We start from the raw sequence: 25078 nt of genomic DNA, 5'->3' as shown, positions 1-25078 counted from the left end.
ATCCACGGTTCCACCCGTCGTCTCGGCGAAGGCGGAGCCCGTTGGTTCATTCGATAGGCCACCTCATCACCCATAGGAGTGAACATGGGCAACCTCGGTCTCATGGAAATACTGCTTGTCCTGATTGCCATCGTGCCTGGGGGTGTTCTGACCGTAGGCGGCATTCTCGGGTTCCTCGCCTTCAGGAAGGTCAGCGCCCTGGAGAAAGCGCTTAAAGCCAGGAACCTCCTTTAACGTCGTAGGCGGCTTGATGCTGAACATGGTCCCATTCATCCGAGCGATCGTTCCTGCGCTCCTGACGGCAGGGCTGGCCTCCGGCCCGGTGGCCGCTCTCGCCGGACCTCCCATGAACGTGAAAACCCAGGGCGGCTTCCTCCTTAGCCTCAGGGGCCCGAAGACCCACCACGGCATGGAGTACCTCGCCCCGGGGAAGCGGCTCGGGGATGTGCAGCTGAGCTACCAAACCGCGGGCGGGGAATGGCACGAAACCATGAACGGCGGTCCCGATGTATCGGTGGAAAGCCGATTCGAAAAGAAGGGTTCGGCGCTCCTTTGGTCCATCACGCTCAGGAACCGTGGGGACAGGGCCGTGGAAGTGGGGGATCTGTCCCTTCCCCTTCCCATGCGTACGAATTTCAGCAGGGAGGGCTCCGAAAAGGAATCCGTCCTCAAGCACAGCTTCATCTCCGGTTCCGGTTCCTTCCTGTTCTGGATGCGGCCCGACAGCGCCAAGCCCTTCCTCACCCTGACCCCCACGGGTGACACCAGCCTGGAGTATTGGGAGAAGGAGGAAGGCTACCGTGTCTTCATCCATGCCAAGCGCAGCCTGGATCTTCTGGCAGGAACAGGGACCTGGCGCCAACCCGGCACCAGCCTGAATCTCAGGCCCGCGGGGTCCGTGGGCGACAGCCACACCTACAATTTCAAATTCCAGTGGGCAGATGGCTATGACGGTGTCCGCCAGGTTCTCGTGAACGAAGGACATGTGGACACCCAGGTCGTCCCCGGCATGACCATCCCCAGCGATCTGACGGCCACCGTGGCCCTGCGCTCGAAGGCCCCCATCCACGCCCTGGAGGCGGAGTTCCCGACCACCACCACCATCGAGGATCTGGGCGCCAGAAACGACGGTACACGGCTCTTCCGGATCCGGTTTTCGAAGCTGGGGGAAAACCGCCTGACCGTGCGTTACGGAGACGGGCGGCACATCTACCTGGAGTTCTTCAGCACAGAACCGCTGGAGACCCTCATCCAGAAGCGGGGCAGCTTCATCGCCCGCCACCAGCACCGCGACCCGAGCAAGTGGTACAACGGCCTCCTGGCCGAATGGAACATGGAATGCCAAACCCTGCTGGGCCCCGACAACTACGATCAGATCAAGGGCTGGCGGATCTACGAAGTGACCTGCGACGATCCCGGCCTCAGCAAGCCCGCCTTCCTGGCCACCAAGCTGGCCGAGTACCCCGTGCAATCCGAAGTGGATGCCCTCGACGACTACGTCCAGCACTTCGTGTGGGGCGGCCTCCAGCAGACCGAGGCCGAGCCCTTCCCGTATGCCATCTACGGCATTCCCGACTGGAAGCAAAACCGGGAAAGCCCGGATCCTGGCCCCAAAGGACGGCAGCATGTCTGGCGGGTCTACGACTATCCCCACATCGTGGCCATGTACCTCGGGCTCTACCGCGTGGCGCGAAACCATCCCGCGATCCACACCGCCCTTCCCGCCGAAACCTACCTCCGGAGGGCCTACGGCACAGCCTTGGCCATGTTCACGATCCCCATGGCCATCGCGCAGTGGTCCCCCTACGAGACCGGGTACTACAACGAGATCGTCATACCGGAGCTGATCGGTGTGCTGGAAAAGGAGGGGCTGAAACCGGAAAGTCGGACCCTCAGCCAGCATTGGGATCGGAAGGCCCGGCATTTCGTCAACGGCAAGCCCAATCTCTTCGGGTCGGAGTACCCCTTCGATTCCACGGGTTTCGAGTCGACCCACGCGTTGGCCACATACGCCCTCAAGGCCTCGATGGAGCGTCATTCTCCAGCGGGACCGGTCTTCACAAGGGCCAAGGCCATGGCTTTCCTGCAGCGGCAATTGCAGGCCAACCTCTTCTGCCGAGGATGGGTCGAGCCCGCCTACTACCTGCTGGGGAGCGACTACCGGGCCACGGCTGGCGAGGACTTCACCCTCTCCTACATGTCGCCCATGGGCGGGGGTTCCATCCTGGACTACGCCCTGAACCACGCCCAGAATCCCGCCCCCTACCTACGCCTGGGCTACGCCTCCATCCTGAGCGCCTGGGCCCTCATGAACACAGGAACGAAGGAATCCGGGTTCGGTTACTGGTTCCCGGGAGCCGCCAACGACGGCGGAGTCGGCGGTGGATTCGAACCCGCGGCGAAGGGCCACACCTGGCTGGGACAGACTCATCACCGGGGGCCCTGGTACTACAGTTCGGAATCGGATCTGGGTTTCTGCGGGGCGCTGCGGAATGCATCGACGATCCTTGCGGATGATCCCCTCTTCGGCCGGATCTGCTACGGGGGCCTCTGGCGTGCGGCCGGCGGCTTCCTGGAGGTCGAGCCACGGGATGGTGTCCGCAGGCGCTTCCACGCCCTCTTGGGGAATCGAAAGCTGCACGTGCTACTGGAGGGTGATCGCTTTGCAGCCACCAGCCCCGTGCTGGTGAAAGAAGACCTCTCAGTGTTCCGCTTCCAACTTGAGAGCGACAATCCGACCCAGCACAGCATCGGATTGCGGCTCTCGGGAGACGCGGGTCTTTACCGCATCGAAAGGCCCGATGGCTCGAGGGATCTGCTTCGGATCAGACCTGGTCAAGAGAAGACGGTCGAGCTGCCTGTCTCCTCCACGCCGGCTGGGTTCTATGCCATCACCCGGCTTCCCATTCGGAGTGATCGAGGTGTTTCAGAAGCGAAAATGAAACCGATTTCATTTGTTGACCATTTGCGCCATCATGGCCACCGGAGCAGCCTTCGCGACCTCGCCCCACGTTCGATTGGAGAAACCCAATGAGCACCCCTGGTTTGGCCACCACCTGCCGCACCGCGGTCACCACCGTCCTGGCCGGGCTTTGCACGGCCATCAGCATGGCCGCGCCACCTGCACCAAGCCCCTTCGGAACCACGAAGGACGGCGTCCCCGTGCAGCTCTACACCCTCACCAACCGCAATGGCATGAAGGCGGAAATCACCAACTACGGCGCGACCGTGGTGAGGCTGCTCGTCCCTGACCGGAACGGAAAGCTGGATGACGTGGTGCTCGGCTTCCCCACGCTGGACGGCTACACCTCTGAGGCCTTCCGCAAGAGCAATCCCTACTTCGGGGCCATCGTGGGCCGCTACGGGAACCGCATCGCCCACGCCTCCTTCACCCTGGAGGGAAAGACCTACCAGCTGGCGGCCAATAACACGCCCGGCGGCCTGCCCTGCTCCCTCCATGGCGGCACGAAGGGCTTCGATCAGGTCGTGTGGAAGGCCGCCTGGGTCACCCGGAAGGGCACGGACAGCCTTGAGATGCGCTATGTATCGAAGGATGGCGAGGAAGGCTACCCCGGCACCCTGGATGTGACCGTGTCCTTCTCCCTGACGGCCAGCAATGATCTGAAGATCCAGTACCGCGCCAAGACGGACAAGGCCACGCCCGTGAACCTCACCCACCACGGCTACTTCAACCTGCGCGGCGAAGGCCGCGGCGATATCCTCGGCCACCAGCTCACGCTCAAGGCCAGCCGCTTCACGCCCGTGGACAAGGGACTCATCCCCACGGGTGAACTCCGGTCCGTGAAGGGAACGCCCTTCGATTTCCTCGCGCCCCACGCCATCGGAGAACGGATCGGAACCCAGGATGAGCAGCTCGGTTTCGGCGCAGGTTACGACCATAACTGGGTGATCGACCGGAAGACGAAGGCCCTGGCTCTGGCTGCGAGCGTTTTCGAACCCACCTCGGGGCGCACCATGGAGGTGTTCACCACCGAACCCGGCATCCAGTTCTACGCGGGAAACTTCCTGGACGGCACCCTGGTCGGCAAGGGCGGCCAGCCCTATCCCAAGCGCAGCGGATTCTGCTTGGAGACCCAGCACTATCCGGATTCCCCCAACCAGCCAGGGTTTCCCACCACCATCCTGCAGCCCGGCCAGGTGTATCGCTCCACCACGGTCTATCACTTCGGCACAAAGCCGTGAAAATGTCGTAGATTCACGCATGGTCAAGATTCTGGTTTGCCACGGATGAAGGGGCAGTGAATTGAAACAAGCTGTTCACCCAATCAAGATGTCGACGATCACCGATGTGGCTGAGGAAGCGGGGGTTTCCAGATCCACGGTCAGCCGGGTTCTTTCGGGCAGCGATGCGCCGATCAAACCCGCCACTCGCGAAAAGGTTCTGGAGGTCGTCGCGAAGCTGGGTTTCCGTCCCAATGCCGTGGCCCGAAGCCTATCGGGCAAGCGCACCTACACGGTGGGCGTCCTGGTATCCGACATCGGCAACCCCTTCTACGCCGACGTCATCAAGGGCGTGGAAGACGCTGGCCTTCCGGAGGGCTACAACCTCTTCCTGGGCAACACGAACTTCGATCTCGAACGCGGAACCACCCTCATCCATTCGCTCATCGACCGCCGGGTGGATGGCGTGATCATCCTGTTCAGCCGCACCTCCAAAGAGTGGCTCACCACCTTGGCCGGGCACAACATCCCCGTCACCGTGGTCGATCCCGATGCCAGCCTTCCCACTCTGGAGTCGGTGTCCATCAAGGTGGATTTCCGCCCCGGCATCCGCGCGGCCGTGGAGCATCTGGTGGGCCTGGGGCACTGGCGCTTCGCCCATGTCAGCGGCCCCCTCGACCTGCAGACCAGCCGCCACAGGCGGGATGTGTTCCTGGAAGAGCTGGCAGCCCGCGGCATCAAGCCCAGCCACATCCAATGCGAGGAGGGGGATTTCCATATCGAGGGCGGACGCGAGGCCGCTCGCCGGCTCTTCGACCGGAAGACATGGCCGACGGCGATCTTCACCGCCAACGACCTCATGGCCCTGGGGGTCCTGGGAGAAGCCCACGCCCGGGATCTGCGCGTGCCTCAGGACCTGTCGGTAATCGGCCTGGACGACATCTGGCCCGCCGCCCATTCGACCCCTCCCCTCAGCACCGTGGCCATGCCCCGCTACCAGATCGGCTTCCAGGCCATGAGCCGACTCATGAAACACCTGAAGGAAGCCAAGCCCAAGCGGAAATCCTCCCAGGAGATCAGCCTCGCCACCCAGCTCGTCATTCGGGAATCCACCGCCCCTCCCCGTCGTTAATCCAACGTGCGTCTTTCTGTACTGTTTCTCATCCATGGCGATGGGATGGGCGTCGCTGTGCCCCTTTCTACCCGTCGGAGATGACCGATGACTCCAGCCCCTGACCGTCACCCTGCGGGCCTCTCGACCCTCTTCCTCACCGAGGTCTGGGAGCGACTGGGCTTCTACATCCTCATGGCCGTGCTCACGCTGCACATGGACAAGGAGATGGGCTGGAGCGATGGAACCAAGGGGGTGGTGTACGGCGTGTTCCTCGCCGGATGCTATTTCTTCCCACTGGCCGGAGGGTGGCTGGGCGATCGCGTGCTGGGCCAGATCAAAACGGTGCGCCTGGGCGCCGCGCTCATGACCCTCGGCTACGTGGCCCTGGGCCTGTCTTCCCGCGCCCACGTGGCGCTCTTTGGCGCGGGATTGTGCCTGATCGCCGTTGGCACCGGCATCCTCAAGGTCAACATCTCGGTCCTGGTGGGCAACCTCTACGTGGATCGCCTGCACCTGCGCGATGCGGGTTTCAATTTTTACTACATGGGCGTGAACATCGGCGCCGCCATCGCACCCATCGCCGCCACCGCATTGGGATTCTGGTTCGGCAGCTACCGTCCTTCGTTTTGGGTGGGCGCTCTCGGCATGGTCATGGCCCAGGTGGTTTTCTACCGTGGCAGGGGCCGCCTCATCCAGGTCAATCCCCTGGCCGCGGGGGCGGAGGATTCCACCGAGACCATGCTTCCGGCTGAATCGAGGCAGCGGGTGCTGGTCCTGCTGGGGCTGTTCCTGGTGGCGGCCCTGTTCTGGACCGGGTTCTACCAGAACGGCTTCGCCATGACCCTCTTCGCGGAGCGATCCACGCGCGTGGTGCCGCTGTTGCGCCCAGAGACCTATCAGTTCTTCCAACCGGCCTTCATCCTCGTCCTCACGCCCCTGATTCTGGGCGTCTTCACCCTGCTTCGGACGCGAAGCTCGGAGCCGTCCACGCCGCGGAAGATCCTGCTGGGGATGCTGGTCATGGGCCTGGCCATGCTGATCATGAGTCTGGCCAGCCGGCTCGGCGGCAACCTGGACCGGCCCATCATGTCGCCATCCTGGCTCATCGGCGTCTACGGCATCATCACGGTGGCCGAGGTGCTGATATCACCGCTGGGGCAGTCCTTCGTCACCAAGGTGGCCCCGCCGCACCTCCGGGGCAGGATGATGGGCGGCTGGTTCGCGGCCACGGCGACCGGCGGCTACGCCTCCGGCCTCATCGGCAGCTTCTACGGGCGCATGCCCCACCACCACTACTACCTGCTCCTGGTGGGCCTGCTGGGTTGCTCAGCCCTGCTGGCCCTCATCCAGTTGCCGCGCCTGGAACGATACACCGCCTGAAGGGGCCGCCCATGATGATCAAGGAGAAAATCCAGCAGGCCGCGAAGGCGCTCTCCGAATGCGGATTGGATTGCTGGATCACCTTCACCCGGGAAACCGAAATCAACGGGGATCCCATCCTGCCCTTCCTTGTTCCGGGCCCCCTCACCTGGCATTCGGCCTTCATCATCACGCCCGATGGCCGGGCTCGTGCCATCGTGGGCCGCTACGACCGCGCCACGGTGGAAGAGACCGGGGCCTACGACGAAGTCTACGATTTCGTCACCAGCTTCCGGGAGCCCTTCCTGGACTGCATCCGCGCCATCCAGCCTGCGAGCATCGCCCTGAACTACTCCGAGGGCAGCGAGATATGCGATGGCCTCACCCACGGCATGTTCCTCACCCTCCAGGGGCTGCTGGGAGAACTGGGGATGGCTGATCGGATGGTGTCCGCCGAGCGGATCGTCTCCGCCCTGCGGGAGCGGAAATCCGCAGGAGAACTTGCGTCCATGCGGAAGGCCATCCGCCAGGCGCAGGAAATCTTCCAGCTGGTGCAGGCGCAGATCGTCCCCGGCCGCACCGAGCGGGAGATCGCCGCCTTCATGCAGGCCGAAGTGCATCGCCGCGGCCTTACCTTCGCGTGGCATCCCGACACCTGTCCTTCCGTGTTCACGGGCCCCGACACCGCCGAGGCCCACTACAGCCCTACCGATAGAGCCGTCGAACCGGGCCACCTGGTGACCATGGATTTCGGCGTCCGCGTGGATGGCTACTGCTCCGATCTGCAGCGCACCTTCTACGTGGCGCGGCCCGGTGAAACGGCGCTGCCCGAGGCCGTCCAGCACGGTTTCGACACCCTGCGTCGGGCCATCGAGGCCGCCAAGGCCGTCCTGAAGCCGGGCGCCAAGGGCCTGGATGCCGACACCGCCGCGCGGCAGACGCTCCTGACGCATGGCTACGAGGAATACCCCTTCGGCTTGGGTCACCAGGTGGGCCGCTTCGCCCACGATGGCACGGCCCTGCTGGGCCCCGCCTGGGCCAAGTACGCGGGCAAGCCCTTCAAGCCGCTGGAGGCGGGCATGGTCTTCACCATCGAACCTCGGCTCAGCGTGCCAGGCCACGGCATCGTCTCCATCGAAGAGATGGTGCTGATCACCGACTCGGGCGCGGAATGGCTGAGCGATCCCCAGGTGGAATTGCCCGTGTTGGCGGGAACGCGCTGAGCCTTCCCGCAACGGACTCGAACGAAACATTCGAATACATGGAGAACCGAATGGCCACGAAAGCCACGATCCTCGCCCTGCTCCTGGGCAGCGTTCTGAGCGCCCAGGGCACCCAGGCGGATTACCAGCGCGCCGCCAAAATGAAGGAGCTGGTCTCGGCGGAAAACAAGCGCCTCGCCCTCGATCCCACCTGGATGGAGGATGGCGCCTCGTTCTGGTACCGCCATGGCCTGCCCGGCGGTAGCCAGGAATGGCTGCGGGTCCAGGCGCGCACGGGCAGGGAGGCGCCCGCCTTCGATCACGCCAGGCTGGCCGCGGGCCTGGCCAAGGCCCTGGGCAGGCCCGTGGATGCCGCCAAACTCCCCATCGAAAACCTGTCCTTCCCTGGTGATGGCGGCCACCTTCTCTTCCGCACTGAGGAGGGCTGGTGGCGCTTCACGCTGAAGACTGGCCTGCTTGAAGCGGGCAGCCCCCCGAAGGTGGGGCCAAAGCCGCCCCAGGTCGACGACGACGAGCCCTCCCAGCGCACCACCGACCCTGTTCTCAGTCCCAATGGACGCTGGTCGGCCCAGCTGCAGGATTCGAACGTGGTGATCCGATCCGGAAGCAAGGAGGTCTACCGCACCACCGATGGCACCACGAGCGACGCCTACACCGGCGCCTTCCTGTGGAGCCCGGATGGCCAGAAGCTGGTGGCCCAGCGCGCCAGCCAAGTGCCCATCCACAAAGTGACCCTGGTGGAATCCTCGCCCAAGGATCAGCTGGAACCCAAGGTGCACGTCGTCGACTACGCCAAGCCCGGCGATCCCCTGCCGGTGATCAGGCCCGTGTTGATCAACCCCGCGGCGCGAAGCCAGAGCACCGCGGATCCGGCCCTGGCACCCACACCATACAACGGCTACGGCGAGGATCTGCGCGTCATCTGGGCCAAGGATTCCAGCCGCTACCTCTACGTGTACAACCAGCGGGGCCACCAGGTGCTGCGCGTGATCGCCGTGGATGCCGCCTCGGGTGCATCGCGGGTCGTGGTCGACGAGCACAGTCCCACCTTCATCGACTACTCCGGCAAGCAGTTTCTCGAAGTGCTGGGCGACACCGATGAACTGATCTGGATGAGCGAGCGCGACGGCTGGAACCACCTCTACCTGGTGGATTCCCGCACGGGCGCCGTGAAGAACCAGATCACCCGCGGGAACTGGGTGGTGCGCAGCGTGGTGAACGTGGATCCCAAAAAGCGGGAAATCCTATTCATGGCCGGCGGGATCCTTCCCGGCCAGGATCCCTACTACCTCCATCTGGCCAAGGTCGGTTTCGATGGCACGGGTTTGAAGGTACTCACGGCGGGAAACGGCACGCACACCGTCACCCTCAACAAGGACCGCTCGGCCTTCGTCGATGTGTGGTCCCGGGTGGATCAGCCGCCCGTGGCCGAACTGCGCCGCGTCGCGGACGGAGGCTTGATCGCCGAACTGGAACGCTTCGAGGTGAAGGACCTGCTCGAATCCGGCTGGCGCGCGCCGGAGCGGTTCGTGGCCAAGGGGCGAGATGGCCTCACGGACATCCACGGCGTCATCTATCGTCCCAGCACCTACAACCCCGCGAAGAAGTATCCCGTCATCGAATTCATCTATGCCGGGCCCCAGGATTCATTCGTTCCCAAGAGTTTCACGCGCCTGCCCCTGCACTGGGACATGGTGGAGCTGGGCTTCATCCTGGTCTCCATCGATGGCATGGGCACCAGCAACCGCTCCAAGGCCTTCCACGATGTCTGCTGGAAGAACCTGGGCGACGCGGGATTTCCCGATCGCATCCTGTGGATGAAGGCCGCGGCCGCCAAAGATCCCGCCATGGACATCACCCGCGTGGGCATCTTCGGCGGCAGCGCCGGAGGCCAGGACAGCCTCCGCGGCCTGCTGGCCTTCGGAGATTTCTACAAGGCCGGCGTGTCCGACTGCGGCTGCCACGACAACCGCATGGACAAGGTCTGGTGGAACGAGCAATGGATGGGCTGGCCCATCGGCCCCCACTACGCCGAGCAGAGCAACGTGACGAACGCGGCCAAGCTCAAGGGCGACCTGCTGTTGCTGGTGGGCGAGCTGGACAGCAACGTGGATCCGTCCTCCACCATGCAGGTGGTCAACGCCCTCGTGAAAGCGGACAAGGATTTCGAGATGTTGGTGGTGCCGGGATCCAACCACGGCACCATGCGGATCCCCCACGTGGAGCGCCGCGTGAAGGATTTCTTCGTCCGCCAGCTGCTGGGCGTGAAGCCTCGCGCGAACTGAGTCCGAACGGTCGTTAAAGATCCACCACGGAGACACGGAGGAATGGCACGGAGGAGCACTGAGACCTAGGGGTCATCGCCGTGCTCTTCCTTGCCTTCTCGGCACCGGCTTCGCCGGTACGCGAGACGAACAGAAATATCGTGGCGAACGTCTCTTTGCCTGGGATCAGCCGCGCCTGGCCCTCAGCAGATCGGCCAGGCGCGCCTTCTGGGCGGGGGTGGCGTTTGGGTTCGGCTCAAGTTTCCAGGTGGGCTTGGCGGGGTCTGGAGAGGTCGCGAAGCGCAGGCCGAAGCAGTCCAAGGCCTCGCTGTAATCCAGTTCCTCGGTGGAGGCCAGGTGTTTGCGGAACCAGGCTCGGAGATCCACGCCAGCCACCTCTTCCGCCGTCGCGCGGAACTGGGCTTCGGTGAATCCCTTCTCGCCGCCATAGCGCTGGAAGGCCAGACGCATGAGATCGTCCAGGCTTCGCCGATCCTGGCTGGCCATGCGGATGCGGGCATCCAGCAGAAATCCCACCACGGGGCCCTTCACGTAGTAGCTGATGCCCTTGGTTGGATCGCCGCCCACACCGGAACCGCCCTCCTCCCAGACATCGAGGGAGGACCGCTCCAGGGTCTGCTTCAGGCGGCCGGGCGCGCTCTGGAGGCCACGGATTTCGCCGCTGAGTTCCGCGAGGAAATCTTCGGGCCTTCCCAGCCCAGCCCGGACCGCCATCACGGGACCGTAATAAGTGGTGAGGCCCTCAGCCACCCAAAGCCCGGTGGTGCGCGGCGGATGCTCGTAGTCGAAGGGCCCCAGTTCCACGGGACGCAGGCGCTTGACGTTGTAGCCGTGGAAGAACTCATGGCTCACGTACGTGTACCAGCGGAAATCGGCCTCGGTGGATCCCGCGGGAGGCGGCATGGAACTGAGCATGGTGGAGTTCTGGTGTTCCAGCCCTCCGGCGCCTGGACCAAAAACATTGAGGAAGACGTATTTCTTGTAGGGCAAGACACCCCAGAACCGCAGGTTTTCCTGCACCACGGCTGCGAGTTTCTGACTGACCTTGGCGCCGTCCCAGGTCCCGAAGGAACCGATGTCCACCAGGTCATTACGGGTGCCCGCCACCACGAAGGAGTGAGTGGAAAAGGTGCCTGCGACGATGGGACAGTCCAGCAGAGTGTCGTAATCCGGGGCCACGAAATGCCCCGCCTTCTGGTCGGGTGCCCCCTCCAGGCCCGTGGCGCAATGCTTCCACCCTGCGGGGAGATCCAGCCACACGTCGTAGGACCCTTTCAAAGAGGTGGTGGGCGTAATGAAGGTGGCGGGCCCATTCAGAACGGCCAGATCTTCGGTCACCAGATTGGTGGTGACGAAATGAGATGGGCAGGCCAATCGGTAGGAAAGGGCCACTGAACGTTCACCCTCGCTGTGAACCCGCCAGCGGTTCGGGGCCGGATGCTCCACGGCCAACGGCTTGCCAGCTGGATTCACAGCCACTAGATCATGAACCTGGCCTGCGTAATCCTGCATGGCGTAGTAGCCCGGCGACCAGAGCGGCATCATCAGATCCAGGCTGGCCCGGCCTTCCGTGGGGATCTTCACGCTCACTTCCGCCTGATGGTCCGCAGGCCTGGAAATCCGGATGGTGTAGGCCAGGGGCTCAGAAGCCCAGGCCTGGGCGGAGCCCGCGACGATCATATAGAGGAGCAGTCGGACTGGACGCAAGGAATCTCCCGGTTCGATGGAATCTTCGGCGAAGGAACCTGCGGGTTTCACCGGGCCGGCCTCACGCCTCGCAGGCAGCGCCCACCCCGATGAAGCAGGTCGACAGACCAGTGATCCGGCGGTCCGCAGCTCCGGTTGTCACCACTATTTTCGCCCGTTTCCATGCAACCCTTAATGATTTTTTTCAACAGGAATGCACCTTCGCATCTCGCGTTTCATCACATCAGGTTTCCAGCAAGACATCCCCCGGCAGAGCCGGGGGCTTTGGAATGTGAGCCACTCAAATCAGTTCGACTCCGCGAAGGGATATCAATGTTCTTGCTGATTACCACCTTTACACATAGCCATCAGGCCCATGCCCCCAGAAGCCCGTGCCTTTAACGCCGGCGGACCTCGACGTACTGGGGCGACCGGAAGGCTGCCTCGTTTTCTTTCAGGTAGGCCATCAGCCTCCTGGGTGCGCGTCCCGTAAGGCGCTCCACGGTTTCGAGCACCATGGCGGTGGCGCCGTTGACCTTGAACAGGTGGTAGAGCGTGATCATGCCTTCGGCGAGCCAGGGGGAGATGCCCATGCTCACCATGGACTGGCGGGCGGCGCCGTCCGGCACGTTCACGTACCGGATCTGGCGGCCCAGCATGGTGCTCAGGCCTTCGGCCACGTGCGTGTAGGAAAGTGATTCCGGCCCGGTGATCTCGTAGACCAGGCCCTCGTGGCCCTTGGCGGTCAGCACCGCACCCGCCACCGCGGCGATGTCACGGGTATCCACCCAGGGCATGAGGGCCGCCCCCGCCGGGGCGTAGAGCGTGCTTTCTGCGGATACGGTGGGCCCGATGAAGGGCACCAGGTTCTGCATGAAGATGGTCGGCCGCAGAATCGTCCAGTGCAGGCCGCTGTCTTCGAGCTGGGCTTCGGCCCGGCCGTGGTTCCTGAGAAGGGCAGAGGAAGCCCAGGGATTGGCCCCCACCGCCGAAACCCGGACCACCCGTTCGATGCCCATGGATTTGCAGGCCGTCAGGAATTTCCGCTCCATGGCGACGCTGTCGGAGCTCGGCGCCGTCAGGAGGAACACCGTCTGGACGTCGGACAGGGCCGCACCATAGGTATCGGGGCGCTCCAGGTCCCCCTGGACCGCGTGCAGTCCTCGCGCCTCGAAGACCCGCACCGTCTCCATGGATCGAACCAGGGCCCGGAAGGGCGTCTGCCGTGCCGACAGGTCCAGAATGAGTTCCCTGCCGATCTTTCCAGTCGCGCCAGTGACGAGGATCATAGGACCTCCTTTGCTTGGATGGCGGACCCTTGGATTCCCCGGAGGGGCGGCCGTGACAGCTTTCAGCCCCGATCTGCGACTGAAGCCACCGCACCAGGACTCAGATCCGGCCCGGAGGACGTCGATCAACGGATCCAAGGTGAAGCCATGCGATTCCACCTCGATCCGGAAGGGAGGTCTCCCTCGGCACTCAGCCGGATCCTGGTCATCGGCCTGGTCCTCTTCGACCTCCTGATTCTCGCCCTCGCGGGATGGAGCCTCCGCCAGAGCCGCCGGCAGCACGTGGAACGGGCCGAGACGGCCACCCACCACCTGGCGCAGGTGCTAGAACAGAACATCCTGGCCACGGTGCACGAGGTCGACCTCTCCCTCCTCGCCGTGAAGGACGAGGCTGAGCGGAACGACCTCCCGGAGGGACGCAAACGGATCCAGGACCATCTGGAGGCCCAGGTCTCCCGCGTCCAGATCCTGCACGGACTCCGCACGACGGACGCCGACGGCCTCGTCACCCGCGGAACGGCCCTGCCCGCCGGACCGCCGCTCAGCGTGGCGGACCGGGACTACTTCCAGATCCAGAAGGACAGCCCGGCCACGGGCCTGTTCATCTCACGGCCCAGCATCGGCCGCCTGACGGGAAAATGGGACCTCCACCTGTCGCGGCGCATCGAGCGACCGGATGGACGATTCGCCGGAATCGTCTACGGAACCATCACCCTCGACGAACTCAGCCGGAGCCTCAATCAGATCGATGTGGGGCCCCACGGTTCGATTTCACTACGCGGCGAGGACCTGAGTCTGCTTGTGCGATACCCCGCCCTGACGGGCCGGGAGGAGATGCTCGGCAACCGGACGGTCTCGGGCGATTTCCTGAATGCGATCCGCTCAGGCCAGGCCATCGCCCATTTCACGGCCCCTTCCGTGCTCGACGGCGCCATCCGCACCTACACCCTGCGACGGATGAACAACCCCCGCTTCCACATCCTCGTGGGGCTCTCCCAGCAGGATTACCTGGAAGATTGGCGGCGTGAACGGCTCATGGCCGGACTGGCCGTCTTCGGCGTGCTGGCCCTCTCCGTGCTGATCGGCTGGACGGTCCGATGGGCCTGGCGCCAGCAGGTGGCGGATCGAGCCCAACTGGCGAGGCAGGAGGAGAAGTACCGGATGCTCGCCGAGAACGCCCTGGATGTCACCTGGACCGCCGACGCCGAAGGGTTCCTCACCTACGTCAGCCCGACCCTGGTCCACCATGGCGCCATGCCACCCGAGGTCGATGGGGGCACCAGCGGGAGCCAGACACCCCTGGGCCGCGTCCACGCACAGCTGTGGTCCCGCCTGGACACGGTCCGCACCCTGCCGCCCGGTTCACAGCCCTTCAAGCACGAGGTGCTGGAACTAGCCTTTCAGACCAGGGAAGGCCCCCTGCTGCACACTGAAGTGCGCGTGCGGGTGCTCTGGGGGCCCGATGGACGGGTCCAGGGTTTCCAGGGGGTCACCCGCGACATCACCGAACGGAAGGCGGCCGAAAAGGCCCTGCGGGAAAGCGAAGGTCGCTTCCGCACGCTCTTCTACGACGCCCCCGTGGGTCATGCCCTGAACCGCCTGTCGGACGGATGGTTCCTCGCGAGCAACGATGCTTTCGCAGCCATCACGGGGTACACCACCGATGAACTCAACGCGCTGAACTACTGGGACCTGACCCCCAAGGACTACATGGAGCAGGAGGCCGCGCAGCTCCAGAGCCTGAAGACCACCGGACACTACGGCCCCTACGAAAAGGAATACCTCCACAAGGATGGCCGGCGCATCCCCGTGCTTCTGGAGGGCAGCCTGGTCACCGATCCGGATGGAACGGATCTCATCCTTTCGGTGGTCTCCGACATCACCGAGCGCAAGCAGGGAGAGCTGGCCCGCGAGGCGCTGATCCGGGAGCTCAAGCAGGCCCTGGAAGACGTGCGCACACTGGGTGGCCTGCTACCCATCTGCAGCAGTTGCAAAAAGATCAGGGATGACCACGGCTACTGGAACCAGATCGAAGCCTACATCTCCGAACACTCCGAGGCGGAGTTCACCCATGGCATCTGCCCCGAATGCGCCGAGAAGCTCTATCCGGGCATGGGGCCCAAGCACCCCTGAGTTCCCGTTCCGGGATTCCCAACTCACCCAGGCGATGCCTTCCTACTCTCCGCAGAAGCATTCAATGGCATCCTTTGGGGAGGGAAGGGCTCCGATTCACCGCCGAGGCATCCCGCATGGCCAAGCAACCCGAACGCCGCAGGACGCGAGGCATGGATCTCGCCGGCATTTCAAAGGAGGCCGGTCTGGCGCATTTTGCGGCCGAGTCCCTCTACGAACGGGTGCTGGGCAAGTTCCTGGAATCCAAGTCCCATGCGGCCGAAGAGCTCCGCACCGATCTCGCCCGGGGAGACCTCGAAGCGGCCGAGCGGGTGGCGCATTCCATGATCTCCGCGGCCGGCATCATCGGCGCGCTGGAACTGGCGGCGGTGTCCCAGGCCCTCCAGGACGCCCTTCACGGGGAAAAAGCCACCCTGACGGAGGCCCTCCTCTCCGCCTTCGAAAGGCAGCTTGAAACCGTGCTCGAAGGGTTGAAGACGCATTTCGAAAAGGTCTGAGCGGCCACCACCGGAATTCAAGCCGATTTGCGCATCCACCGAAGGGAAGCCCATGACCCTCCTGCCGAATGGGGCTCCCTCCCCTTCTGCCGATCTCGCACCGGCGGGTATCGATGCGCCGCAGCGGGTGATGGTGATCGACGACAGCCCCACGGCCCTCCTCATGGTGGAGGGGCTGCTGAAGGATTCGCACTTCGAGATCCAGGGATTCAGCGACGGCCCGAGCGCCCTCGAACAGATGGAGACCTACCAGCCGGACCTGGTGGTCCTCGACATCCTGATGCCCGGCATGGACGGCTTCGAGGTCTGCCGCCGGATCCGCGCGATGGAAGGCGGCATGGGCCTGCCCATCCTCTTCCTCACGGGCGATGAACGCACCCAGACCCAGGCCGAGGCCATCGCTGCCGGCGGCGACGACCTGGTGTACAAGCCCGCCATCCAGCGCGAACTCGTCATCCGCGCCCGATCCCTGCTCCGCATCCGCAAACTCCAGACGGCGCTCGAACGGGAATCCCGCAGCCTCAAGGACCTGCAGGCCCGGCAGGAAGGATTGTTCCGGTTCATCGTCCACGACCTCAAATCCCCCCTGCAGACCATCCTTTCGGGGGCCGAGATCCTTGCGGAGGACCCGGCGGCACCTGCGGAAACGCAAAAGATGGCCGGGCACATCCTCCAGGGCTCGCTCACCATGGAGCGCATGGTCCAGGACATCCTCGTGGTGTGCCATCAGGGCAACCTGACCCCCCTGCATCAGCCCATCCGCCTCTGGGAAGCTCTGGATCAGTGGGCCGAGGGCGTCCAGACCAGCTTCCGGCGGCGCAAGGTGACCCTGCGGAACGAAGTGCCGCGGGACCTGGTGGTCCAGGCCGATCTCGAACTGCTGCGGCGCTGCATCCTCAACCTCCTCGACAACGCGGCGAAGTACGGCCCGCCCGGAAACGACGTACGGATCGAGGCGCGCCTGGATCCGCAGACCTGCGAGCTGAGGATCTCCGATCAAGGCCCCGGGATTCCGCCGGGGATGGAAGAAATGATCTTCGATCCCTTCGCGCGGCTGGAACGGGACGCTCCCCTGGCCCGGGTGAGCAGCGGACTCGGGCTGGCCTTCTGCCGGGAAGTGGCCACGGCCCACGGCGGGAGGATCTGGGTGGAGCCCGGAGAACCGTCTGGAGCCGTCTTCTGCCTCACCCTTCCCCACCGGGAATGAACGCCTAGGGGATCCTCATGCGACCCACCCGGTCCTGGCACAAGATCCTGCTGGTGGTGCTTTCGGCGGGTGTGATCCCGGCCCTGCTGAGCCTGGCCCTGGCCTCCCGGTTGGGGCACGTCCCTCATGTGCAGGAGACCTTTCACGAAGCCCTCGAACTCATCGGCAGCTGCGCCGGACTGGCCGTGGCCTTCCTGCTCTGGGCCCGGGCGCGGCAGGGGGACCCCTCCCCCCACCTGCTCTGGGTGGCCGCGGGACTGGTGGCCATGGGGCTGCTGGATGGGGTGCACGGTCTTGCCTCCTGGGACGCCGTCCCGGGCTGGGGTTGGCTCCGACACAGCGCCACCTTCCTGGGCGGGTTGGGATTCGCCCTGGTCTGGGCGAAGCCGCCAGCCCTCCTCCGCCATCGAAGCGGAAGGCTCATCCTGCTGGCTGCCGTTCTCGCCCTGGCCTGCGCCGGGGCCATTCTGCGGTGGCCCCAGGCCCTGCCCCCGCCCCTTCTGCCCGGGGGCTACTCCGTCCTGGCGCAGGCGACCCATGCCCTCGGAGGGCTCGGTTTCGCCGCGGCGGCAGTCTTCTTCTTCCGCAGGTACCAGGCCCGCACCCAGATAGAGGATCTGCTCTTCGGCGGCCAGACCGTACTGTTCGCCCTGGCGGGCCTCCTTTGGGGGAGTTCGCAGCCCTGGGATCCCGCCTGGTGGTTTTGGCATGTCTGCCGGATGCTGGCCTACGGCATCCTGCTCTTCGCCGGGTTCAACGCCGTCAACGCCAGCTTCACGAGGGTCCGCGACAGTGAGGAGCGGTTCAGGGTGCTCATCGAAAGCACCAACGACCTGATCTGGTCCGTGGACCGGGACTACCGGATGATGGCTTCCAACACCGCGCTCTCCGACCTCCTTCGGACCGGCTTCGGCACCCCATCCACGCCCGGCACCGGCCCCTCGGATCACTTGCCGCCCCCGCTGGCCAGCCGCTGGCCCCCGCTCTATGAACGCGCCATGGTGGAAGGCCCCTTCCACATGGAGCATACAGCGGTGGACGGCCGCATCCTCGAAATGGCCTTCCATCCCATCAAGCGCGGCAAGGAAACCATCGGTGTCTCGGTCTTCGGCAAGGACATCACCGCGCGCAAGCAGGCCGAGAACGAGCTGAAGCGATGGGCGCACATCTTCCAGCACGCGAAATGGGGCGTGGTCATCGGCAGCGCAGACGGGAAGCGCCTGGAAACCATGAACCACGAGTTCGCGGCCATGCACGGGTACACGGTCGAAGAACTGGCGGGCAAGCCGATTTCCGAGGTTTACGCTCCGGAATGCCGCGAAGAACTCCCCGAAAAGATCCGCACAGCACATGCCCTCGGACATCACCATTGGGAATCCGTGCACCTCCGGAAGGACGGCACCACCTTCCCCGTGCTGATGGACGTCACGGCGGTGAAGGACGAGGCCGGAACCGTCCTGTACCGCGTCGTCAACGTGCTGGACATCACCGAGCGCAAACGCGCCGAGGATGCCTTTCAGAAGAGTGCGGCCCAGCTGCAGACCCTCCTCGACACCATTCCGGACCTGGTCTGGATGAAGGATCCAGACGGCCTCTACCTCGCTTGCAACCGGCGCTTCGAGCAGTTCTTCGGCGCCCGGAAGGAAGCCATTCTCGGCAAGACGGATTACGACTTCGTGAGCCGCGAGCAGGCGGATTTCTTCCGGGAGAACGACCGGAAGGCCATCCAGGCGGGCAAGCCCACCCTCAACGAGGAGAGCGTCGTCTTCGCCAGTGACGGCCACGAGGAATACCTCGAGACCATCAAGACCCCTGTCTTCGCCAGCGGCGGTGAACTCCTCGGCGTGCTCGGCATCGGGCGCGACATCACGCAGCGGGTGCGCACCGAAGCGGTCCTGAAAGAGCAGGAGGAGCAGTACCGCAGCCTCTTCGAGTACATGTTCAGCGGCTTCGTCCTCATGGAGGTGATCCTGGATCCGGAGGGGAAGCCGGTGGATCACCGCCTGCTCCAGGCCAACTCGGAATTCGAGCAGATGACCGGCCTGAACCGGGCCAAGGAGATCGGCCTCACCTCCGAGCAGCTCAGCTTCAAGTGGCCGCCCGAAGTGGCCCAGGCCTACTACCAGGTGGCCCTCGGTGGCAAGCCCCTGCACTGGGAGCGCTTCAACGAATCGCTCCAGCGGTACTACGAGGTCAGGGTCTTTTCGCCACGGCACGGCCAGTTCGCCCTGCTCTTCAACGACATCACCCTGCGCAAGGTGGCCGAGCAGGAACTGGAAAAGTACCGGGAGAATCTGGAACGGCTGGTCATCGAACGGACCCAGGAGCTGGATCAGACCGTCCGCAACCTCGAACAGGCCAAGGCTGCGGCCGAGGCCGCGAACCAGGCGAAGAGCACCTTCCTCGCGAGCATGAGCCACGAACTGAGGACCCCCCTCAACGCCGTGCTGGGTTTCTCCCAGCTCATGGCACGCGAACCTGGGCGCGAACCGAAGGACCTGGCCAAGCTGGAGAAGATCCTCCGCGCGGGAGAACACCTGCTGGACCTCATCAACGATGTCCTGTCCATTTCGCGCATCGAGGCCCACCAGCTGGAACTGCACACGGCAGGCTTCGACCCCAGGCTTTGCCTCGAAGGCATCCAGGACATGATCCAGGTCCGCGCCGAGTCCAGAGGCCTCGCCTTCGAGGTTGTCGTGGATCCGCGGATTCCCGGCCTGGTCACCGGCGACGAGGGGAAACTCCGGCAGGTGCTCCTCAACCTCCTGGGCAATGCCGTGAAGTTCACCGAACGCGGGGGCTTCAGCCTGAAGGTCAGGAAGGGCGAAGGGGACCTGATCCGCTTCGAGATCCGCGATAGCGGCCCCGGCATCACACCCGAAGAGATACCCCAGATTTTCGGAAGCTTTGTGCAGGCCGAATCCGGCCGCCGCTCCGCCGAAGGTTCGGGGCTGGGGCTGAACCTCAGCCAGGCCCTCGTCCGGCTCATGGGCGGCGAGATCCAGGTCGAAAGCAGACTCGGGGAGGGAGCCTGCTTCAGCTTCGAGATTCCGCTGGGGGCCGCCCACCTCGCGCCCGGGTCCCCGACGGTCGACCGGAAACGCCTGGTGCTCGCCGCGGGCCAGCCCGACCTGAAACAGCTCGTGGTCGATGACAAGGCCGACAACCGGGAGCTCCTCGCCGGATTCCTCGAAGCCGCCGGATTCCACGTCCGCGCCGTCGCCGACGGCCAGGCGGCGCTGGAAGCCTGGAAGGCATGGCAGCCCCAGGTGGTCTGGATGGACATGCGGATGCCGGTCATGGACGGCTACGAGGCGGCCCGGCGCATCCGCGCCCTGGAAGCCGAAGGCCGTCTTCCCCGAACCACCATCCTGGCCATCACGGCCAGTGCCTTTGAGCAGGACCGGGAACGCATCCTCGCGGCGGGCTGCGACGCCATCCTGCACAAGCCCTTCCGGGATCGGGAGCTCTTCGAACTGCTCACCCGATCCACGGGCCTCCACTTCGAGGAGGACGCCGGGCCGCGGGACGCCGCACAACCCCTCTCTCCGGACTTGGTGGCGGGGCTGGACGACACCTGGCGCGCGGCCTTGTCCCGCTGCCTCAGGGCCGGCGACGTGGAGGCGGCACATCGCCTGATCGACGAGCTGCCTCCCTCCCAGCGACCCCTTTCGAACGCGATCCAGAAAGCCCTTCGCGAATTCAGGCTGGATGAACTTGAGCGCCTGCTCTCCCCACCGGAGGCCCCATGAACGACCTGCGCCCCCAGCACGACATCCTCGTCATCGATGACAATCCGAGCAACCTCGGGGTGCTTTCCGACCTGCTCCGCGATCAGGGTTACCGCGTCCGTGTGGCCCAGAGCGGCCACCGCGGCCTGGAGGCGGCTCAAATCGCCAAGCCGGATTTGATCCTGCTCGATATCACCATGCCCGACATGGACGGGTTCGAGGTCTGCACCCGGCTCAAAGCCGATCCAGAGTTGGCGGCGATCCCGGTGGTTTTTCTCAGCGCCCATGAGGGCACCCTGGAGAAGCTGAAAGCCTTCGAATCCGGCGGTGCCGACTACGTGCAGAAGCCCTTCCAGGTCCAGGAGGTGCTGATGCGTGTGCGGCTCCAGCTCCGCCTCGCCTCCCTCCAGGGGGAACTCCAGGCGAAGAACCAGGATCTGGAGGCATCCAACAACAGCCTGCGCGAGCAGGCCGAGCTCGTCCATCACGCCTTGTTCGAGGCGAAGGCGCTCAACCGCGAACTGATCGGCCTCAACGAAAAGCTGCGCCAATCCGAGGAGATCCAGAGCCGCTTCCTCGCCAGGATGAGGCATGAGATCAACAATCCGCTCAGCGCCATCATCGCTTTGGCGGACCAGGCCCTTCAGGCAGCCTTCAGTCCCGAGCAGATCCATTCAGCCTGCGCGAGGATCAAGGCCGAGGCCTCGTACCTGGATTTCCAGATCCGCAACCTGTTCGCCGCCGCGGATCTGGAAGCCGGCGCGGTCCAGCCTTCGGTGACCCAGGTGGACGTGGGGTCCGTGCTGCGCAACGTGATGGAGGCGTTCTCCCACGAGGCCCAGGCCAAGGCCTTGACGGTGCGCCTCGAAGGCGGTTCCGGCCCGACGCCCCTCGTTTTCGGCACGGATGCGGCCATGCTCCGGATCATCACGGCGAACCTGCTCGCCAATGCCATCGAATACAGCAGCGAGGGGCAAACCATCCGCCTGCGCGCGGCCCTGGAGGAAGCCACCCTGCGGCTGGAAATCGAAGACGAAGGCATCGGCATCCGCCCCGAGGACCGTTCCCGGATCTTCGATCGGTTCAAGCAGCTGGAGGAGGGGCCCACGCGCGCCCACCGCGGCCAGGGCCTGGGACTCCCCGTGACGAAGGCCCTGGTGGACCTCCTGAACGGAACCATCGATGTCGGAGGGGAGGTCGGAAAAGGCGCGGTCTTCACCTGCCGCCTGCCCCGATTCACGGCCATGGACGAAACCAGCACCTCCTCCTTCGAAGGCAACATGTTCATTTTCGAAAGCCCAGAAGAGCTGTAGACATGGCCCCTTCCCCGCCTGGTCCGAGGAAACACTTCCTGAATCCGTGCATGTTCTTCGCGCACCGGGAGGAGCACCTTATCTCGACCTTGCTGGGATCCTGCGTATCGGTCTGCCTCTGGGATGCCAATCTCCGCTGCGGCGGCATGAACCACTACATGCTGCCGCTCTGGAACGGCAAGGGGCTTCCCACTCCGAAATACGGCAACATCGCCATCGAGAAGCTTGTTAAACACCTTTTGGCCCTGGGCTGCCGAAAAGGGGATCTGGTGGCCAAGGTGTTCGGAGGGGCCAGCGTCATCGACCTTTCCCAGGACCTCTATTCAGTCGGGGAACGCAACATCCAGCTCGCGGAGGAAGCCTTGAAGATGAATGGCATTCCCATCCTCGCCTCCGAGGTGGGCGGCACCCAGGCCATGAAGGTCGAATTCAACACGAAGCTCGGGTCGGTGCTCGTGAGGAAAGTCGTCCGGCAGGATTGGGTGCGACTGCCCCTCCCCGAGGGGAACCTCCCGAAACGAACCTGACCTTGCCCTCCCATCCGGGAGCAGCCCCATGAATCAGACCTTCCCCATGCCCGACATCCTCGTGGTGGACGACAACCCGAACAACCTCGGGGTGCTGTCGGACATGCTGCAGCGGCAGGGCTACCGGGTCCGCGTGGCCACCAACGGACGGCGCGGGCTGGACGCGGCGCGGCTGGCGAAGCCCGATCTGGTGCTGTTGGACATCACCATGCCCGAGCTGGACGGGTTCGAATTCTGCTCCCTGCTGAAGCAGGATCCGCAACTGGCCGACGTGCCCGTGATCTTCATCAGCGCCCAGGATGAAGACATGCTGAGGGTCAGGGCCTTCGAGGTAGGTGGCGCGGACTATGTACAGAAGCCCTTCCGCCTCCAGGAGGTCACCGCGCGGGTCGGGCACCACCTGCACCTCGCGGAATTGCAGCGGGAACTCCAGGCGAAGAATCGCCACCTGGAAGACACCAACGGACGCCTCGAATGGCTGGTGAAGGACCGCACACGTGAGCTTCAGAACCGGTTCGAGGCCCTGCAGATGAGCGAAGAGCAGAACCGCGTGCTTTTCGATAACGCTCCCGAGGCCATCCTCGTCTTCGATGTCGACAAGCATGTGATCGTGGATGCCAATCCCCGGGCCGAGGAGCTCTTCGGTGTGGCGCGGAACCAGCTGCTCGGCAGTCACCCGGACCACTACTATCACGAGGAGCAGCCTGACGGCCTGCCCATCGCCGAAAGCATGGCGCGGAACAACATTCTGGCCAAGGAGCAGAGCATCATCCTGTTCGAGCGGCTCATCCGCACGCAGGACGGCAGCACCCGTCTCTGCGAAGTCCGCCTGTCCCACGTGGCCATGCATGGACGAAACCTCAATCTGGCCACCTTCATCGACATCACCGAACGGAAGCAGCAGGAGGATGAGCTCCGGGCCTACCGCAACCGCCTGAAAGCCACCCTCGACGCCGTTCCCGACCTCCTCTTCGAAATCGGACTGGACGGCCGCTACCACGACTTCCATTCGGAACGCGAAGACCTGCTGGCGGCACCTCCAGAACAGCTGCTCGGCCACACCGTCCAGGAAGTCCTTCCGCCCGAAGCGGCGGAAGTGGTCATGCAGTCGCTGCGAGAGGCCCACGACACGGGCAAATCCCTGGGCCGACAGATCGAGCTGAACCTGGCCCAGGGCAGGACCTGGTTCGAGCTCTCGGTGGCACGCAAGGCCACGGAGCCGGGCGAAGACCCGCGGTTCATCGTGCTGTCCCGGGACATCACCGAGCGGATCCGTACCGACCAGGAGCGCAAGCTGCTGGAAAGCCAGCTTCTCCAGTCCCAGAAGATCGAATCCCTGGGCCTGCTTGCGGGGGGCATCGCCCACGACATCAACAACATGCTCGGCGCCATCATGGGCCACCTGGAGATGTTGCGGGACGAGGTGCCTGCCACCCCCCGCGTGAACCGGCACCTGGAGGGCATCCAAGCGGCGGCGGATCGCTCGAAGGACATCGTGCAGAAGGTGCTGGCCTTCTCCCGCAAACAGGTCATCGCGCCCCAGTCCCTCGATCTGAACGGACATCTCAAGGCCACTCAGCAGACGCTCGCTCCCCTGATCGGCGAGGACATCCAGCTGTCCTTCTGGCCGGGCGAGAACCTCTGGCAGATCTTTGCCGACGCCTCCCAGATCGACCAGATCCTCATGAACCTCGTGATCAATGCCCGGGATGCGATGCCGAACGGGGGAAGCATCAGCCTCGAAACGAGGAACCAGCACGTGGACGAAACCTTCTGCCGCGAATGCCCCCAGGCCACGGTGGGTGATTACGTCGTCATCTCCGTGCAGGACACGGGCAGCGGCATCGATCCGCTCACCCTCACGCGGATCTTCGAGCCCTTCTTCACCACCAAGGAGCTGGGCGTCGGTACGGGGCTGGGCCTGCCCACCATCCTCGGCATCGTCAAGCAGAACGAAGGGTTCGTCACCGTGACCAGCGAACTGGGCCGGGGCAGCCGCTTCCAGGTCTACCTGCCCCGCATCGCGGAGGTGGAGCTGGCCGCGCCCGAATCCAAGGTCGCGCCGCCGAGGACCTGCCTCGGCGGGACCATTCTCCTCGTGGAGGATGATCCCCTGCTCCGGAACGTCATCACGACGGTCATCCAGAAACTCGGCTACGAAGCCCTCGCGGCGGATTCGCCCGAGGAGGCCCTCGAATTCGCCGCTCGGAAAGACCTCCCGATCCACATCCTGCTCACGGACGTGGTCATGCCCGGAATGAACGGGAAGGAGCTGAAGGACCGCTTCGAGGCGCTGCGGCCGGGCGTCCCCACCCTCTTCATGTCCGGCTATACCGCCGATGTCATCGCCAAGCGCGGTGTGCTGGAAGAAGGCTTCAACCTCATCAAGAAGCCCTTCACGCTCGATCAGCTCGCGGCCAAGCTGCATGGCCTGGGCATCGAGTCGTCCCCCGCCGACCCCCTGCTTCCCCGGTCCTGAGGCACAGGTCGCCCCCTGCGGAGAGTCAGTCTCAACGGCCTTTCCACGCCGAT

The 25078-nt window shown here is 64.6% G+C and carries 16 protein-coding genes; 14 read left to right on the top strand and 2 right to left on the bottom strand.

Annotated features, from left to right (window positions below):
• Positions 1-84: 84 nt before the first annotated feature.
• The 7 genes from QSJ34_RS01270 to QSJ34_RS01240 all read left to right on the top strand — a co-directional run bounded on the left by QSJ34_RS01270 (position 85) and on the right by QSJ34_RS01240 (position 10163).
• A complete protein-coding gene (locus QSJ34_RS01270) occupies positions 85-234 on the top strand; it encodes a hypothetical protein (RefSeq protein WP_285569249.1) in 150 nt (49 codons plus the stop codon).
• 112 nt (positions 235-346) lie between these two features.
• Entirely contained in the window at positions 347-3034 is a 2688-nt protein-coding gene (locus QSJ34_RS01265) for a DUF5695 domain-containing protein (protein WP_285569247.1), read from the top strand.
• Positions 3031-4203, top strand: coding sequence for an aldose epimerase family protein (locus tag QSJ34_RS01260; protein WP_285569244.1), 1173 nt, complete (start codon positions 3031-3033; stop codon positions 4201-4203). Before QSJ34_RS01265 ends, QSJ34_RS01260 begins: the two co-directional genes overlap by 4 nt.
• An 88-nt stretch (positions 4204-4291) precedes the next feature.
• On the top strand, positions 4292-5314 hold the full coding sequence (locus tag QSJ34_RS01255) for a LacI family DNA-binding transcriptional regulator (protein ID WP_285569241.1): 1023 nt from the start codon (positions 4292-4294) through the stop codon (positions 5312-5314).
• A gap of 87 nt (positions 5315-5401) precedes the next feature.
• The gene (locus QSJ34_RS01250; RefSeq protein ID WP_285569238.1) at positions 5402-6676 is read left to right on the top strand and encodes a peptide MFS transporter; all 1275 of its coding nucleotides are present in this window, start codon (positions 5402-5404) and stop codon (positions 6674-6676) included.
• Positions 6677-6687: 11 nt separating this feature from the next.
• Complete coding sequence (locus QSJ34_RS01245) at positions 6688-7878, top strand: M24 family metallopeptidase (RefSeq protein WP_285569235.1); 1191 nt, start codon at positions 6688-6690, stop codon at positions 7876-7878.
• Positions 7879-7928: 50 nt separating this feature from the next.
• A complete protein-coding gene (locus tag QSJ34_RS01240) occupies positions 7929-10163 on the top strand; it encodes a S9 family peptidase (protein WP_285569233.1) in 2235 nt (744 codons plus the stop codon).
• A 165-nt stretch (positions 10164-10328) separates the two neighbouring features.
• Here QSJ34_RS01240 and QSJ34_RS01235 read toward each other — a convergent pair whose 3' ends face one another.
• Positions 10329-11870 carry a M61 family metallopeptidase gene (locus QSJ34_RS01235; RefSeq protein ID WP_285569230.1) on the bottom strand — a complete coding sequence of 514 codons (1542 nt, stop codon included), beginning with the start codon at positions 11868-11870 and terminating at the stop codon, positions 10329-10331.
• A 377-nt stretch (positions 11871-12247) separates the two neighbouring features.
• The gene (locus tag QSJ34_RS01230) at positions 12248-13138 is read right to left on the bottom strand and encodes an SDR family oxidoreductase (RefSeq protein ID WP_285569228.1); all 891 of its coding nucleotides are present in this window, start codon (positions 13136-13138) and stop codon (positions 12248-12250) included.
• A 147-nt stretch (positions 13139-13285) separates the two neighbouring features.
• Between QSJ34_RS01230 and QSJ34_RS01225 the strand changes: the two genes are divergently transcribed.
• The 7 genes from QSJ34_RS01225 to QSJ34_RS01195 all read left to right on the top strand — a co-directional run bounded on the left by QSJ34_RS01225 (position 13286) and on the right by QSJ34_RS01195 (position 25025).
• Positions 13286-15271, top strand: a complete 1986-nt coding sequence (locus QSJ34_RS01225) for a PAS domain S-box protein (protein ID WP_285569226.1) — start codon at positions 13286-13288, stop codon at positions 15269-15271.
• A 116-nt stretch (positions 15272-15387) separates the two neighbouring features.
• Positions 15388-15768 carry an Hpt domain-containing protein gene (locus tag QSJ34_RS01220; protein ID WP_285569224.1) on the top strand — a complete coding sequence of 127 codons (381 nt, stop codon included), beginning with the start codon at positions 15388-15390 and terminating at the stop codon, positions 15766-15768.
• Between the two features lie 52 nt (positions 15769-15820).
• Positions 15821-16975 (top strand): hybrid sensor histidine kinase/response regulator, encoded by a 1155-nt coding sequence (locus tag QSJ34_RS01215; protein WP_285569222.1) that lies wholly within the window; start codon positions 15821-15823, stop codon positions 16973-16975.
• A gap of 17 nt (positions 16976-16992) precedes the next feature.
• A complete protein-coding gene (locus tag QSJ34_RS01210; protein WP_285569220.1) occupies positions 16993-20727 on the top strand; it encodes a PAS domain S-box protein in 3735 nt (1244 codons plus the stop codon).
• Positions 20724-22019 (top strand): hybrid sensor histidine kinase/response regulator, encoded by a 1296-nt coding sequence (locus tag QSJ34_RS01205; protein WP_285569218.1) that lies wholly within the window; start codon positions 20724-20726, stop codon positions 22017-22019. The genes QSJ34_RS01210 and QSJ34_RS01205 overlap by 4 nt, the downstream gene beginning before the upstream one ends.
• Before the next feature lie 50 nt (positions 22020-22069).
• Positions 22070-22546: a chemotaxis protein CheD gene (locus tag QSJ34_RS01200; protein WP_285569216.1), complete on the top strand. Its 477-nt coding sequence runs from the start codon at positions 22070-22072 to the stop codon at positions 22544-22546.
• Positions 22547-22574: 28 nt separating this feature from the next.
• A complete protein-coding gene (locus QSJ34_RS01195) occupies positions 22575-25025 on the top strand; it encodes a hybrid sensor histidine kinase/response regulator (RefSeq protein ID WP_285569213.1) in 2451 nt (816 codons plus the stop codon).
• Positions 25026-25078: the final 53 nt, after the last annotated feature.

It is taken from the genome of Geothrix limicola (assembly GCF_030268085.1).
GTDB classification, from domain to species: Bacteria; Acidobacteriota; Holophagae; order Holophagales; family Holophagaceae; genus Geothrix; species Geothrix limicola.
Note: the sequence above shows the minus strand (reverse complement) of the source record. Positions and strands in the feature narration are given on the sequence as shown.